Origin of the sequence: Nocardia uniformis NBRC 13702 (genome assembly GCF_001613345.1) — a bacterium.
Lineage (GTDB): Bacteria > Actinomycetota > Actinomycetes > Mycobacteriales > Mycobacteriaceae > Nocardia > Nocardia uniformis.
In genome coordinates, this window is the sequence record NZ_BDCE01000044.1 from 118,373 (window position 1) to 132,618 (window position 14,246).

Below are 14,246 nucleotides of genomic sequence, written 5' to 3' on the forward strand. Positions count from 1 at the left end.
CCCAGCCGATGCGAATATTCGTTTCCGTTAGGGCGAGAATCTGGATCACTTCGCGGCGTGGGGGTTTTCGGTGTCGGAGGACAGGGGCGGATCGGCCCGGCATTCGCCACCGACGGACCGGGTGGTGGCCGTGGTCGATCTCCTCGCCGCGCTCGGATCTCCCGCCACCGCGGCGGATCTGGCCGATACGCTCGAACTCAGCCGCTCGACGGTCGGCGCGATTCTCGGCTCGCTACAGGCGCACGGCTGGGTCAGTCGCCTGCCTGATCTCCGCTATGTGCTCGGCCCGGCTCTCCTGGTCACCGCGGACCGGGTGCGGGCGGCGCTTCAGGGTCCCACCGATGTGATGGGACTGCTCGACGGCTTGGCGGCCCGGGTCGGCTGCGGTGCCGCCCTGAGCCTGGTCGATTCGGGACAGTTGGTCTTCATTGCCGTCACGCGCGGCCTCGGCCATATCCCCGCGGGTGTGGAGGTGGGACTGCGGCTTCCGCTGCACGCCCCGGGTGGTGCGGCCGTCGTCGCGTACGCCGACGATCCGGTCCAGCGGGACTGGATCGACAGCGCCGCTGCCGGGCAGCGTGACCAGCTCCGACGCGGACTCGAACAGATCGCCGAGCACGGATTCGCGGTCTGGGGTGCCGACGTCGCCGACCTGCACCGCATCGATGTGCTGGGACGGGTCGTCGCGCACCTGTCCACCAATGCCACGAATCAGCAATTGCGCGAGGATGTCCAAGCGCTGATGGCGGAAACCGGCGGGCGGCTGCACACCGCGGCCGCACTCGACAGCGCGGACTCGCTGCCGATCAGCTACCTGGCCGCCCCGGTTTTCGACCATGATGGAAAAGCGCTGTGGGAGTTGCAGATCGGTCCACTCCGCGCCTCGGTCACGCGGGCTGAACGGCGGCGCTATATCGACGAGCTCGGCTCGGCCGCGCGTACGCTCGGCTCCCTCCTGAGCCCTGGTTCCCGCTGATCGCCCGGCCGACCGCGTTGATCGTCGGCCCGACCGCGCGAATCGCGGCAATCCGCGAATGCTGTTGAATACCTTGCCTTCTTCCGGCCGCTCTTCTACCGTGTAGCGCCATGCGAATATTCGGAACAATTGGACCGAATATTCGCACTCGGCCGGATGTTCTCGTCAGCGGTGAACGCCCCGGCACCCACAATTCAGGGAGTACTCCGTGATCGAGAGACTGGGTCGCGCCGCCGCGACCGTCGCGTTGGGCATGGCAGTGATGCTGACCGTCACGACCGGATCGGCCGCCGCCTTCGGTTCCCTACCACCGGCCAACCCCCACCTCGGGCCCCTCGGTACCGCCACCATGCACGGTGACGCCGAATCCTCCGACGCCACACCGTTCGCGGGCCCGGGCACCGGGAATGTGGACAGCGATTTCCGGGAACTCGCCGCCGCGTGCCCGACCATCCTGCAGGGCGCGGACGGTATGCCGCAGGCGCTGTGCACGAAAGTCATCGACCGAGCCCCGAAGGTGTTCCTGCTCGATCCGGCCAACGGCCGACCTCTCGCCTCACTGGATTTGGCGAAGGGCAGCCTGCTCGGCGGCGTGTACGCCTACCTCGACAATCACGACCGCATGGTCACCGTGGACGGCAGCGGTCAGCTCCTGCGCATCGGGCATCGACAGGCGGGGGGTGATTGGCAGGTGTTCATCGAATCGAGAAACGATATCGCGCAAGCGGTTTCGGGTCACTGCGGTGGAGGTGACTGCGACGCGGTCAGTTCGGTCATGGCCGATTTCGCCGGCCGGGTGTGGTTCGCCACCGACAATGCCGCGGCCGGTTTCCTCGATCCGGCCACCGGCATCGCGCGCTCGATCGTGCTCGGTCCCGGTGAGAAAGTGGCGAACAGTATCTCGACCGCCCCCGAGGGCGTGGCGATCACGACGACGCATGCGCTGTACCTGGTCGACGTCGACAGTTCGGGCAATCCGCAGGTGCTGTGGCGGGAGGCCTACGATCGCGGCCCCGCCCGCAAGCCCGGTCAGCTGAGCTGGGGCTCGGGTGCCACTCCCACCTACTTCGGGCCGGGCAGCGGCACGGAATACCTGGCCATTACCGATAATGCGGTACCCAAGGTGAATCTGCTGGTCTTCGACACCACCACCGGTAATCGCGTCTGTTCGGTGCCGACCGTGGCAGGCACCGAGAACTCCCCGATCGGCTCCGGCAACAGTCTGTTCATCGCCAGCACCTACGGCTACCCCTATCCGGCCGTCCCCGAGGGGGCCGGTCCCAGCGAACCGGCCAACGCCAAATTCACCGGCGGTATCGTCCGCGTCGACGTCACCGGCTCCGGCTGCCAGGTGAAGTGGACCAATGACGCGCTCTCCGCGGCGGTTCCGCGCCTCTCGGTGGCCGACGGCAAGATCTACACCGTCACCCGCCACACTCTCATCCCGACCGGCAGCGTCGGCGTGACCGATAGCTTCCGCTACGCGGTCATCGACGCCGCTACCGGCCGCATCGAGAAGGAGAAGGTCATCGGTGCCACCGCGATACACAACACCCTGCAGATGGTCGGCACCATCTCACCGGATCGCACGCTCTATCAAGGCACCATGACCGGACTGTTCCGCATCGCACCGCGATAGCGGTACTGACCGTGGCTGCGGCCGCACCGTCCGGAACTACTGTCCCGCAACCTGATCGGTACGCAATCGCCTGGGTCGACGCCGCCGCCCAAGTGGGTGGTCGCAGGTACCGCGCGTTTCGTGACCGAGCCGCCCAGTCATCCCGGCGCTGTCCGGCCGGGATCCACACTGGGCGGCGCGGGCCTTCGGGTGTGGATTCCGGCCAAAAGCATGCCGGAATGACGGGGCTCGCGCCCAGTGCTTTGACCAGCCGCTCAGTGCTCGAATCTCACCGTGGACGGGGTCGGGAGGTCAGCTGACCAGTCCGCGGCCGGTGGTGAGAGGTAGGTCGGTGGCGGTCAGCAGGCCCGGGCGGGCTTCGATCACGGCCGAGACGGCGCTCACCAGGCGGGCGGCGGTACCGACCACGCCCGCGAGAGCGTGGTCGCCGTTGCTGTAGAGCTGCAGGTCCAGCTGGTAGTCCGGGTCGCCCTGGATTTCGACTCGGTAGCAACCCTTTCCGGTCGGCTGCGGCCATTCGGGAGCCAGGTCGGGGTGCAGGCGGGTGACGTGTTCGAGAGTGAGGACTTCGCGGTCGCCACGAATGCCGTGGACCTGGAAACGCAGGGCGGCGGCGGTGCCGGGAGCGATGGTGTGGTCGCCGATGGTGAGTTTCTCGGTCGCCGGTAGTCGCTCGAAATGCTGTGTGACGGAGTCGAGTTCGATATCGAGAGCGGCGGCGAGCTGGCGGATTACGCTGCCCCAGGCGAGGGTGAGGATGCCGGGTTGCAGCAGCATGGGCAGGGTCTCGAGCTCGCTGCCGAAGCCCATGATGTCGAATACGACCTTGGGGTTGTCGTAGGTGGAGTAGTCCATGATCTCCGAGCAGATAATGCGGTCGATCCGTTCGGAGCCGCTGGAGAGCAGCAGCGGGAGCCAGTCATTGGCCCAGCCGGGGTCGATCCCGTTCACCCACAGGGACGCACCGCCTTCCTCGGCGGCTTCGACGATCGGGGCAATAGCCTCATCGGGCAGGACGCCGTACGGGAATTGCAGGAAGACGGGGCTGCTGGAGACCACATTGATTCCGGCGCGCAGGAACCGTTTCAGGTCTTCGACCGCTTCCATGAGCCGGTCGTCGGCCATCGCGGTGTGCACGATGCAGTCGGGCTTCAGGGCCAAGAGGGCGTCGGCGTCCGTGGTGGCGGTAATACCGGTCTCGACGGAGAGCCCGGCGAGTTCACCCGCGTCCTTACCGGCTTTGGCGGGGCTCGATACCCAGACGCCGACGAGCTCGAGTTCGGGCCGGGCGATAATGGAACGCAGTGCTCGCGCACCGACATTGCCGGTGCTCCACTGGATTACGCGGTAGGTCATATCAGATCCTTTGTGCGGGGATGGATCACAGGTCGGGCAGGCCGAGTTCGAGGTTGGGGTGTTCGATGCCGCCGTCCACCTCGAGAATCTTGCCGGTGATGTAGCCGCCCGCCCGCGAGCTGAGATACACGATGGCGGCGGCGATCTCCCAGGGTTCGCCGAGCCGACCCAATGGCGTGGCGGCTTCCATGGTGGCCTTGATTTCCGGTTGCTGCGCAACGACATCCAGCGCGGAGGTGAGTACCGAGCCGACCGCGATGGCATTGACGCGGATGCGCGGGGACAGGTCGGTGGCGGCCAAACGGGTCCAGTGCGCGAGCGCGGCTTTCGCGGTGCCGTAGGCGAGGAAGCCGCGCCCGGCGGTGCGTCCCATCATCGAGGAGATATTCACGACCGACCCGCCGCCCGCCTCCAGCAGGTGCGGTACCGCGGCCTGGGTGAGGGCGTGTGCGGTGGACACATTGAAGCGGAAGGCGTCCTCGAGAAATTCGGGGGAGGTGGTCATGAAGGTATTGGGCATGGTGCCGCCGACATTGTTGACCACGATGTCGATGCGGCCGAGCTCGGCGGCGGCGGTATCGGCGAAGGCCCTCACCGCGGACAGGTCGGACAGGTCCGCCGGTACGGTGACGGCACGGCGGCCCAGGGCGCGGATCTTCCCGGCGACCTCGTCGAGTTGCTCGGGGGTGCGGGCGGCGATGGCGACGTCGGCACCGGCTTCGGCGAGCGCGAGCGCGGTGGCCGCGCCGATGCCGCGGCCACCGCCGGTGACGATGGCTACCCGGCCGTCGAGCCGGAAGGTATCCAGGATCATGGGAAAGTTCCTCTCTGAGATGAGCTCTGAGATGGCCGCGTGTGGCTGCGGTCACAAGCAGCTTTAAGAACTATCGCTTAAGTGTCAAGGAGTGATTCTTTATCTGCTGGTGAGCGGCTACTGTGCAGACTGTGGCAGGGACAGCAGCGCGGGAACGCATCATCGTTGCGGCGGAGCGTCTGATCGCGGAGCGCGGACAGGCGGTACCGCTGCGCGATATCGCCGCCGCCGCCGGACAGCGGAACAATTCGGCGATCCAGTATCACTTCGGATCCCGCGACGGACTCATCGAGGCGGTGGTCGAGCACCGGCTGGCGACGCTGGAGGTGCGGCGGCTGGAATTGCTTGCCGAACAAGCGGGTTCGGGACAGCCGCCAGGTATACACGGGCTACTCGAAGCCCTGGTGGTACCCATGTTCGAGCTGGGTGAGCGACACGGGATCTGGCATTACGCGCGGTTTCTCGAACAGATACACACTCATCCGGCGGTTACCGACGCGGCCAATCTCGAGCGCGCGGGACGTACATCGGTGCGCGTCATCATGCAGGGGCTCGACCGTGAACTCACCGCTCTGCCGCCGCGGTTGCGGGTGCGGCGGTTGCGGGCATTGACCACCATGCTTTTCGCGCTGCTGGCCGATCGTGAACGAGCGACCGAGGCGGGCTCCGTGCGGACGGAGGACGCGCAGGCGTGGGGGGAAATCATCGATATGCTCGCCGGTTCGCTCGCCGCGCCGGTCAGTGCTCGTGGGTCGGTATCGCGAGGCGCGCGCACGGTATAGGCGTGATCCCGCGATTGTGGGGTGGTTCCGCGCTCGGTTACGGCACTACTTCGATAATGTCGCCGGGCCAGAGGTAGGTGAAGAATTCGCGGGCACCGTCGGGCGTCATTCGGATGCATCCGTGTGACTGCTCTTCGATCGGGCCGATATGCGTGGCGATATCACCATCGAAAAAGACCGCGTACTTCATCGGGACATGGTGCAGGGTGCTCCAGTGGTCCTCGCGTTTGAAGTCGACATCGAAGACCCCGACATTGGTGCGGTAGCCGGGGCGGCCGTGTGAGATCGGCGTCGGGCCGTAGGTGACCTGGCCGTTATCCATCAGCCACGCCTCATTGGTCGACAGGCGCATACATCCGCGTGCCCCCGCCGCCGTGCACGGTGCCACCACGGGAGCCGGTGGGATGATCGCCGGCACACCGGGGATATCCGGCCCGCCGGGCCACAGTGGTTCGGCTTGCGCCGGCGCCGCGACCACGAGACCGGTCGCTGCCATGCTGACCAGCACCGCGAGTCTGAGTCCGGAGCGGAGACGATTCTTGCGTTTCATGGATCGGACCTCCCTTGCCCTCACCCGTGGTACGAACGTGTCGACCGGGGCGAGGGAACCGTGTGGGCGACACGAGAGTCCGAGCTGATCTGTAAACCTTCCTTATCATTGTGACCCGGCCTTCGGGCGAACTGGGGGAAATCGGGCACTCAGCCGCCTCGGTGCTCCGTCGAAGCGCGCACACCGCTACCGGCTAGCCGCCCGGGGTGATAACTCCACCGGGCTGCGATGGCCTCGACCCTCGGCGTTGTCCGTGATCTGACTCACACGCTGTCACAGCTGAGGGGTACGCGGTGTCTTGTGCCCGAACCCCACACCGAACGAAGGAAAGACAGCATGAGCAACAAGAATGAAGTCGTCGTGATCGGTGGCGGATACGCGGGCGTGATGGCGGCCAACCGCCTGACACAACGCGACGACGTGCGGGTGACCGTGATCAACCCCCGTCAGGTCTTCGTCCCGCGGCTGCGTTTGCACCAGCTCGTCGGCGAGACCCACGAGGCGGTCGTCGATTACCAGGAGGTCCTGGCCGAGGGGATCCGGCTGGTGGTCGACAGCGCGACTCGGATCGATGCGGCCGAGCGCAGGGTGATGCTGGCCGACGGCGGCACGATCGGCTACGACTACCTGCTCTATGCGGTCGGCAGCCACGGTGCCGAGCCGCGGGTACCGGGTGCGGCCGAATTCGCCTATCCGATCGCGACTTTGGAGGCGGCGCAGCGGCTGCGGTCGGTACTGCTCGACACGCCCGCGACGGCCGCGGTGACGGTGATCGGGGGCGGACCGACCGGCATCGAGACCGCCGCCGAGCTGGCCGAGCAGGGACGCAAGGTCACCTTGGTCTGCGGCGGTGTACTCGTTGCCTACCTGCACCCCAAGGCGCGGCGCACTGCCCACAAGTACCTCGCCGAGCTGGGGGTGACCGTCATCGAGGGCACCGATGCGGCCGTCACCGCGGTGACAGCGGAGGCCGTGGAACTCGGCGACGGCCGGAGGCTGGCGAGCGCGGTCACCATTTGGACGGCGGGCTTCGATGTGCCCGATCTGGCCCGTCGGAGTGGGTTGCGCACCGATGCCGCGGGGCGGTTGCTCACCGACGAGACGCTGACCAGTGTCGACGACGAACGCATTGTCGCGGCGGGTGATTCGTCGGCGCCGTCGGATCTGCCGTTCCGGATGAGCGCCTACGTGGCGTACTGCCTGGGCGCCCATGCCGCCGACACCGTGCTGCACCGGATCGCGGGGGAGGAGCCCACGCCGGTCGACCTGTCGTTCCCCGCCATGTGCCTGAGTCTGGGCCGCGATGCCGGGATCTATCAGCTCGGCCACAAGGACGAGACCGCCATGCGGCTGTACTTCAGCGGATTCGTGGGTAAGAAGCTCAAGGAATTCGCCTGCGAAGCGGGTATCAAGCACCTGGCGACCGAGGCCCACAAGCCCGGCTCCCACCACTTGTTCAAGGACGGCAAGCACCGGCCGGCCCTGCTGCGGGCCCAGCGCGACGACACGACCGCATCGGTCGGTAGGACAACGAGCGCACCCCGGTGACGAGGGCGTGAGCCGCCCCGAACATGATCTCGCCCTGCCTGCGCAAATTGTGCTGAGCTGCGAGATTTGACCTGAACAATGGTTTAGGTAGCAGGATCGGGTCCATGATTTTGGTTACCGGTGCAACGGGCAAGGCCGGCCGTCAGGCCGTCATCCAACTACACGAGGCGGGTGTCGGGGTTCGTGCGCTGGTTCGTCGCCCGGAGGCGGCGGACCTGCCGCTCGGCGTCGAGGTCGTCCGCGGCGATCTAGCGGATCCGGGCAGCCTGGACGCCGCGCTCGACGGTGTGCGCGCGGTGTTCCTGGTGTGGCCGACGCTGGCGGCGGACGCGGCCGCTCCGGCCGCGGTTCGGCGGCTGGCCGAGCGGGTGCGGCATTTCGTCTACCTGTCCGCCATGGGCGCCGATGAGCGGGTCGGCGCGGTGCTCGGTTCGCACGGTTACCTCGAACGACTCATCGACGAAACCGGGGTCGGCCGGACCTTCGTGCGCGCGGGCGGATTCGCGGGCAACGACCTCGGCTGGGTGGAGTCCATTCGCGCGGAAGGTGTTGTGCGCGAACACTATGACGATTGGGCCAGGTCGGTGATCCACGAGCGGGACATCGCCGCGGTGGGCGTCCGGGCCCTGCTCGAGGGCCACACCGACGCCGTCTACGAGGTGACCGGCCCCGAGGCGCTGACCGCCCCCCAGCGGGCCCGGATCATCGCCGACGCGCTCGGGGCGCCGGTGCGGTTCGAGAAGATGTCCCGGGCGCAGATGCAGGCGCAAATGTCGACCTGGATGCCTGCCGACGAGGTGAGCGACGCGCTGGGGGAGATGGATGAGATGACCGCACGGCCGGAGCCGGTGCTGTCCACCGTCGCCGAGGTCACCGGCGGGCCCGCGCACACCTACCGGGAGTGGGTCGCCGACCACCTCGCCGATTTCCGTTGAGCACCAGCCGATTTCCGCTGATACCCTGCTGTCCCTCGGAGGGTGAGGTCATCTCGGTCTCGGGTAACGAACCATCATGCCGATTTCAGGTCCGGTGCTGGTTCACCTCACCTCGGACCGTTTGGCTCCTCGGACCGTCCGGATCCGCCGAGGACACTGTTGCTCTCAGTCGGCGTCGGTCACGTAGAAGAACTCGTTCGGTCCACGAATCTCGGGCGGCACGTCTTCGTCCAGCCCATAACCTCCTGTCAATGCGCCAGCCACGCCGAGAAACGCGCTCGGTAGTAGTGCCCCGCCTCCGACCGGTCGACCATCACGACGCGTAGTCTCACCACTCATGCCGTCTGGCGGTAGTAAACAGGTTCGCGCCGCGCGCAAGCGCAAGAAGCGGATGGCGCGCGTCATCCACGACCTCACCGACGCGCAGTGGGATGCGCTCAAGACGTCCTGGGGCGGGTGCGCCTACTGCGGCTCCCTCGCCACCTCGCTGCAGAAGGACTGCGTGCAGGCCATCTCGCGCGGCGGCCGCTACACCCTGGGCAATGTCGTGCCCGCGTGCGGATCGTGCAATGCCAGCAAGTGCAACGCCGAGGTGACCAGCTGGCTGCGGCGCAAGAAGCTCGACGAACGCTCGTTTCTCGTGCGCCACTACGAGATCTCGACCGAGCTCACCGCCCGGTTCGTCTAGCGGCGTAGCCACCGTACTGCTGCGGGTGCGACGGATAGGGAAGCGATGGTGGAAATTGAGAGCCATCGCTTGGCGCACGCGCGCAGGCCGCTTGTCCGGTGTTTCGGGGTTGTGGGAATTCGGTCAGGGGTGCGGGTAGATACCCGGTTGTGCCAGAACACTGATCAATTCGGCGATGTCGCCGTCGGCTCGGCCGAAAGACAAGTCGAAGTAGGTGCGCAGGTAGGTGCGTTGCAGATCAATGGAGTGCGCGGGGTCGACGCCTCCCACTATCGACTGCGTGGTGGCGGTAGGCAGTAACCCGTTCGCGGTGAGCTGCGGCAGGATCAGCCCGACGTCGTTGAAGGACATGTGCTCGGTTCCCGAGAGTCGCAGCGGAATCTTCACTCCGGAGCTGTTGGGCCACACTGGTTCCCAGTTCTCACGATTCAACCATCGGGGATTGTCGTTGCCCAGCATGAGCAGCGGCCGGTCCAGTCCGTCGGCGACGACGGACCCGAGCAGCGGTCCGTCCAGATTCACACCGGCGCGGATACGAGGATCGTCGTACATCGCCTGGGCAGTGGTGGCGCCCCCGAGCGAGTGGCCGAACATCCCGACCCTCGTCAGGTCGACGCCGCCCATCAGATCCACGGCTCCACCGATTGTGCGGGTCCCCTTGGTGATCTCGGTCAGTTGGTCCAGCACGAAGCGAGTGTCGGCTACACGTACGGGTAGCAGCACATCGCTGAGCATTTCCGGGGGTGAGTCGAGGGGGACGACGGTTCGTTCGGCGCGGCCGTCGGGGAAGCGCACCGCGAATGCTTCGTAGGTGTGGTTGATCGCGGCAACGAGGTAGCCGTGGCTGGCGAGGTCCTCGGCCTGGGCGGTGCTCAATCCCGCGGGGTCGCCCATCCCGGGAGAGAACAGTAAGGCAGGGAAGGGGCCATCGGTGGTGCGAACCGGTGCGTCGTGTCGACTGTGGCCGGGCCCGAATATGTACGCGCCCTGAGCGATACCCAGACCGGCGAGGTCGCTGATTTGGGCTTGCAGTGCACCGGGAGCTATCCACGGTTCGGCCGGTTCGGTGTCGGAATCCGTTGCCGGGTACCAGATTCTGACCATCAGTTCACGGCGCTGGTCTGCATTCCACGGATCCGGGCGATCGGGATCGAGCAGGTGAACGTCGGTCACGCCGACCGGCATATCCCCGGTGACGTGAGGTAGCGAGATCGTCACGACGGGCGGTACTGCGGGGGATGCCTGGGCGCCGGCGCCGCCCATCGACAGTGCGAGCGATAAGGCCGTGACGGCAACCGCCAGACGGCGCAACGTATTCAGATAAATCACAACCCCTCGAAGTGCTTCCGATCGGAAACAGTACAAGGTCAAGGCCTACCCGGGGAGACCGGCAGCGCCAGGTATCCGCTCCTGGCTGGGACCAGGTCCGACCGCCAGTCTCGAGTAGCCGCAGACCGGTTCTGGTCCGGTATTCAGAATGCCTGTCTGACAAGGGGTTACGGCGCACGTGCACGCTGTCGTGCCAGGATGGGGCATATGACTCCAGTTCCGGAAAGCGCCGCGATTCCCGCCGATCCCGTCCAGGCATACAACTACGACGGCATCGCCGAGGGGTATACCGCCGAGAACGAAACCAGTCTGATGAATGCCTATTACGAGCGGCCCGCGATGCTGGAGCTCGCCGGGGATGTGGCCGGTCGGCGGATTCTCGACGCCGGTTGCGGCTCCGGTCCGCTATTCGCCGAGCTGCGCGATCGGGGCGCCGTCGTGACCGGCATCGACGCGAGTGCCGGGATGCTGGAGCTGGCTCGGCGGCGGCTGGGCGCCGACGCGGACCTGCGGATCGCCGACCTCGCGAACCCGCTGCCGTTTCCCGACAACACGTTCGACGACGTCACCGCATCCCTGGTGCTGCACTATCTGCGGGATTGGGGACCGACACTCACCGAGCTGCGACGGGTCCTGAAGCCCGGCGGTCGGCTCATCGCCTCGGTCGAGCATCCCTTCGCCATCTGGATCGCCGAGCGCTCGGACGGAAAGACGACCGACTATTTCCAGACCCGCCAGCGAACCGAAGAGTGGACCCTGGGCGGGCAGAGCACCCAATTGACTTTCTGGGACCGGCCGCTGAACGCGATGACCGACGCTTTCACCGCGTCGGGATTTCGCATCGATGTCATCAGCGAACCGCGGCCCGCACCTGGCGCCCGCGATCTGTTTCCCGAGTTGTTCCACGAGGTCGTCGGCGAAAGTTTCTTGGGCTTCCTGTTCTTCGACCTGCGGACGGCCTGACCACTGTGACCTCCGCGCCGCCGTCGAAGTACAACGGCGCGCCTAGCGGACGTGCAGAGTTGCACGGGAGTTCACCAACAACACTGCCGCGTACGGCGCCGCTGCATCAGTGGTTGATGGCAGCATCGGGAGGGGGCTCTGGGGACCAGAGCCTCGCGTCGGTACCTCGGTTAAGGACGGAACTATGACTCGAAAGCCAGAGCGACTGCGCCGCAATATAAATCGGCTCAATGGGTTTATCACCCTGCTGCAGAAGCGCGGTATCGCCTTCTCGGACATGCACATCCTCACAGTCGTCGGTCGGCGCACCGGTGAGTTGCGGGAGGTGCCGATCTCAGTGCTTCGGCTCGCGGGTGCGCGCTACGTCTTCCAGGCGTATCCGAAGTCGGCGTGGGTGGCGAACGTTCGGGCCACGCCGACGGTCACATTGGCGCGTGGTCGACGCTCCTCGGTGGTGCGAATGGTGGAACTGCCTGTGGAAGAACGCCGTTCGCTGCTGCGCGACCACGTCGCGAACGGCCGGGCGAAGCTGGACGAATGGTTCGTGAAGACCGGCCTGGTCGAGGAAGCTACCCCGGAGAGGCTCGCCGCCGCGGCCGAGCGCATCGCGATCTTCCGTGTGGAACCCGCCTGACCGAGGCCATCTCAGCTGTGGCGACGCAGCATTATGTGGCCCCGACGAAGTTGATGCCAACGACTCGACGCGAATTCTGGTGACCGGCAACGAGATCGCGGACTTGGACCGAGGGCCGCTCCTCTTGGGTAGCGGAACCGGCGACCAGGATCCGTGCCGGGGTGCTGGTGCATCCACTCACCGCCTCGACTTGTCCGAGCCTACGGTGCTTCTTGCTGCGCGCTGCCGTCCTGACCAGTGCTGGTGATAGTGGTCGATAGGTCTGTCTCATCCGCGCGACCCGCGTCCCCGGGCCGCATCGCTGCCCAGTCGCGGATCGCGGCGACGAACTCCTCGGGTGCGTCGGATTCCACGTAGGTGCCGGCGCCTTCGACGATCACGGTCTTGTGGTCGGGGAAGGTCGCTTCCAGACGCTCGCGCTCCTGGGGGCGGAAGGCGATATCGGCGTCACCCCACACGATCAATGCCGGCAGGTCAGCGATGTCAGCGAGGCCGGTCTCGACCTCGGCGCAGAAAGCCCGGCTGGTTAGGAACCGGCCGGGGAGCACAGCGGAGGCCTGGCGCCGCCCGGGGGTGTCCAGCGCCCGGCGGTAGTGGAACATCTCGGCCGCGGTCGGCTTCCGCCTTCGGTGGCCGGTCGGGATGAACGTGTTGACGAGCAGGTTGAACCGCCGGACCAGGAAGCGGCCGGGAGGTCCGCCGAGGGCGCGAGAGAAGGCCTCGTAGTAGAGGACGCCGTTGACCGGCCAAGCCCAGGTGTTGGCGAGCACCAGCCGATCGAAGACGCCCGGCCGCCGCTGCACGACCGCCAGGCCGATCAGACCGCCCCAGTCCTGCCCGACCAGCGTGACCCCCTCGAGGCCGAGCGCGTCGACAAACCCGGTGACCACATCTGCGTGCTCCTCGGGCAGGAAACGGTAGCCGGGCCTCGGCGTCGACAGCCCGAAGCCCGGGTAGTCGAGGGCGACGCACCGGAAGTCGTCGCGCAGCGCTCTGATCACATCACGCCAGAGGAACGACCAAGTCGGATTGCCGTGCAGGAATAGCAAAGTGGGGCCCGAGCCCTCGTCGAGGTAGTGCACGCTGTGCCCGTCGATATCGACGAAGCGGCTCTCGAACGGGAACAGGGCGTCGTCGACCCAGGCGGGCCGCGCGCTCTCGGTGGAATCGGCCACGATGGCTCCTCTTCGACTCGGCCCACTGGGCTGCTTGAATATTGCATATACACTTGAGAAATTCAAGTGTGGATCCATCGGCGCGGAGACCGGTACGCCGGTCAGGTGGGCGCGGTCCGGTGCAGATCGCGCAGCGCTGCGGCCGACGCCTCGCCCGAACGTATGCAATGCCGCGTTGCGCGCTGATCGAACGGCCATGCCTTTTGACCGAAGGTCAATGGGCTGAGGACATCTCGGAATCAGCGATGCACCGACAGGCCGAAGAGAGGGCGCGCCCGCACTATCGAGGAGGGGTAGGGAGCTGGTGAGTGGCTGCCGCTACCCTTCCGCCAGTCGCTTCAGTAGTCGGCCGTGCGCACCCACCGGCAGCAGGTCGGTTATGTCGCCACCCGACGTGGCGACCTCCTTGGCCAACGAACTGGACAGGAACCCGTAGGTCGGGTCGCTGGTGATGAAGCACGTGTCCACGACGGTGAGCGTGTGGTGCGTCCGCGCCATGGGCAGTTCGTAGTCGAAGTCGCCGCAGCGCAACCCCTTCACAATCGCGGTGATTCCCTGCTCGCGCGCGAAGTCCACCAGCAGCCCCTGCCAGGACGCCACCCGCACGTTACCGATGTGGGCGGTGGCCTCGCGCAGCATCTCGATGCGCTCGTCGATGGTGAACATCGTCTTCTTGTTCGTGTTGACCATGACCGTGACCACGAGCTCGTCGAACTGGGCTGCCGCCCGCTCGAACACGTTGATATGGCCGTTTGTCGCCGGGTCGAAAGACCCGGTGCACAGGGCTTTTGACATGGACAGAAGGTACACCGACGACAGAAGGTACACCGACGGCGTAGAGGCGGGGCGGCGCGCGA

At 66.5% G+C, this 14,246-nt stretch carries 14 protein-coding genes; 8 read left to right on the forward strand and 6 right to left on the reverse strand.

All coding sequences use genetic code 11. From position 1 onward, the window contains the following. Positions 1 to 70 precede the first annotated feature (70 nt). The gene (locus NU1_RS13450) at positions 71 to 976 is read left to right on the forward strand and encodes an IclR family transcriptional regulator (RefSeq protein ID WP_067521093.1); all 906 of its coding nucleotides are present in this window, start codon (positions 71 to 73) and stop codon (positions 974 to 976) included. Positions 977 to 1,229: 253 nt separating this feature from the next. Further along, a complete protein-coding gene (locus NU1_RS13455) occupies positions 1,230 to 2,615 on the forward strand; it encodes a hypothetical protein (protein ID WP_157552224.1) in 1,386 nt (461 codons plus the stop codon). A 291-nt stretch (positions 2,616 to 2,906) separates the two neighbouring features. On the opposite strand, the gene NU1_RS13460 is transcribed toward NU1_RS13455, so the two are convergent. Both NU1_RS13460 and NU1_RS13465 read right to left on the reverse strand, forming a co-directional pair. Next, entirely contained in the window at positions 2,907 to 3,971 is a 1,065-nt protein-coding gene (locus tag NU1_RS13460) for an NAD(P)H-dependent amine dehydrogenase family protein (protein ID WP_067521098.1), read from the reverse strand. A gap of 25 nt (positions 3,972 to 3,996) precedes the next feature. Next, a complete protein-coding gene (locus NU1_RS13465) occupies positions 3,997 to 4,785 on the reverse strand; it encodes an SDR family oxidoreductase (protein ID WP_067521101.1) in 789 nt (262 codons plus the stop codon). A 131-nt stretch (positions 4,786 to 4,916) separates the two neighbouring features. Here NU1_RS13465 and NU1_RS13470 point away from each other — a divergent pair, with 131 nt between their 5' ends. Continuing rightward, complete coding sequence (locus tag NU1_RS13470; protein ID WP_169815055.1) at positions 4,917 to 5,567, forward strand: TetR/AcrR family transcriptional regulator; 651 nt, start codon at positions 4,917 to 4,919, stop codon at positions 5,565 to 5,567. Between the two features lie 37 nt (positions 5,568 to 5,604). On the opposite strand, the gene NU1_RS13475 is transcribed toward NU1_RS13470, so the two are convergent. Further along, positions 5,605 to 6,117, reverse strand: a complete 513-nt coding sequence (locus NU1_RS13475) for a L,D-transpeptidase (RefSeq protein WP_067521107.1) — start codon at positions 6,115 to 6,117, stop codon at positions 5,605 to 5,607. Positions 6,118 to 6,453: 336 nt separating this feature from the next. On the opposite strand from NU1_RS13475, the gene NU1_RS13480 reads away from it, so the two are divergent. The 3 genes from NU1_RS13480 (at position 6,454) to NU1_RS13490 (ending at position 9,288) form a co-directional block, all read left to right on the forward strand. Next, complete coding sequence (locus NU1_RS13480; protein ID WP_067521110.1) at positions 6,454 to 7,665, forward strand: NAD(P)/FAD-dependent oxidoreductase; 1,212 nt, start codon at positions 6,454 to 6,456, stop codon at positions 7,663 to 7,665. A gap of 104 nt (positions 7,666 to 7,769) precedes the next feature. Further along, positions 7,770 to 8,600 (forward strand): SDR family oxidoreductase, encoded by an 831-nt coding sequence (locus tag NU1_RS13485; RefSeq protein ID WP_067521113.1) that lies wholly within the window; start codon positions 7,770 to 7,772, stop codon positions 8,598 to 8,600. 337 nt (positions 8,601 to 8,937) lie between these two features. After that, the gene (locus NU1_RS13490) at positions 8,938 to 9,288 is read left to right on the forward strand and encodes an HNH endonuclease (protein WP_067521115.1); all 351 of its coding nucleotides are present in this window, start codon (positions 8,938 to 8,940) and stop codon (positions 9,286 to 9,288) included. A gap of 123 nt (positions 9,289 to 9,411) precedes the next feature. Here NU1_RS13490 and NU1_RS13495 read toward each other — a convergent pair whose 3' ends face one another. Next, a complete protein-coding gene (locus NU1_RS13495; RefSeq protein ID WP_067521118.1) occupies positions 9,412 to 10,617 on the reverse strand; it encodes an alpha/beta hydrolase family protein in 1,206 nt (401 codons plus the stop codon). Positions 10,618 to 10,824: 207 nt separating this feature from the next. Between NU1_RS13495 and NU1_RS13500 the strand changes: the two genes are divergently transcribed. Together NU1_RS13500 and NU1_RS13505 are read left to right on the forward strand one after the other, a co-directional pair. Further along, the gene (locus tag NU1_RS13500; protein WP_067521121.1) at positions 10,825 to 11,580 is read left to right on the forward strand and encodes a class I SAM-dependent methyltransferase; all 756 of its coding nucleotides are present in this window, start codon (positions 10,825 to 10,827) and stop codon (positions 11,578 to 11,580) included. Between the two features lie 184 nt (positions 11,581 to 11,764). Beyond that, positions 11,765 to 12,214 (forward strand): nitroreductase/quinone reductase family protein, encoded by a 450-nt coding sequence (locus NU1_RS13505; protein WP_067521124.1) that lies wholly within the window; start codon positions 11,765 to 11,767, stop codon positions 12,212 to 12,214. 200 nt (positions 12,215 to 12,414) lie between these two features. Here NU1_RS13505 and NU1_RS13510 read toward each other — a convergent pair whose 3' ends face one another. Then, positions 12,415 to 13,389, reverse strand: a complete 975-nt coding sequence (locus tag NU1_RS13510) for an alpha/beta fold hydrolase (protein WP_067521127.1) — start codon at positions 13,387 to 13,389, stop codon at positions 12,415 to 12,417. A 318-nt stretch (positions 13,390 to 13,707) separates the two neighbouring features. Next, the gene (gene coaD, locus NU1_RS13515; protein ID WP_067521129.1) at positions 13,708 to 14,184 is read right to left on the reverse strand and encodes a pantetheine-phosphate adenylyltransferase; all 477 of its coding nucleotides are present in this window, start codon (positions 14,182 to 14,184) and stop codon (positions 13,708 to 13,710) included. Positions 14,185 to 14,246: the final 62 nt, after the last annotated feature.

Coding starts and splice junctions, on each gene's coding strand:
- NU1_RS13455 (WP_157552224.1), top strand. CDS start 1,230: ATGGCAGTGATGCTGACCGTCACGACCGGATCGGCCGCCGCCTTCGGT.
- NU1_RS13460 (WP_067521098.1), bottom strand. CDS start 3,971: ATGACCTACCGCGTAATCCAGTGGAGCACCGGCAATGTCGGTGCGCGA.
- NU1_RS13465 (WP_067521101.1), bottom strand. CDS start 4,785: ATGATCCTGGATACCTTCCGGCTCGACGGCCGGGTAGCCATCGTCACC.
- NU1_RS13475 (WP_067521107.1), bottom strand. CDS start 6,117: ATGAAACGCAAGAATCGTCTCCGCTCCGGACTCAGACTCGCGGTGCTG.
- NU1_RS13480 (WP_067521110.1), top strand. CDS start 6,454: ATGAGCAACAAGAATGAAGTCGTCGTGATCGGTGGCGGATACGCGGGC.
- NU1_RS13485 (WP_067521113.1), top strand. CDS start 7,770: ATGATTTTGGTTACCGGTGCAACGGGCAAGGCCGGCCGTCAGGCCGTC.
- NU1_RS13490 (WP_067521115.1), top strand. CDS start 8,938: ATGCCGTCTGGCGGTAGTAAACAGGTTCGCGCCGCGCGCAAGCGCAAG.
- NU1_RS13500 (WP_067521121.1), top strand. CDS start 10,825: ATGACTCCAGTTCCGGAAAGCGCCGCGATTCCCGCCGATCCCGTCCAG.
- NU1_RS13505 (WP_067521124.1), top strand. CDS start 11,765: ATGACTCGAAAGCCAGAGCGACTGCGCCGCAATATAAATCGGCTCAAT.
- coaD (WP_067521129.1), bottom strand. CDS start 14,184: ATGTCAAAAGCCCTGTGCACCGGGTCTTTCGACCCGGCGACAAACGGC.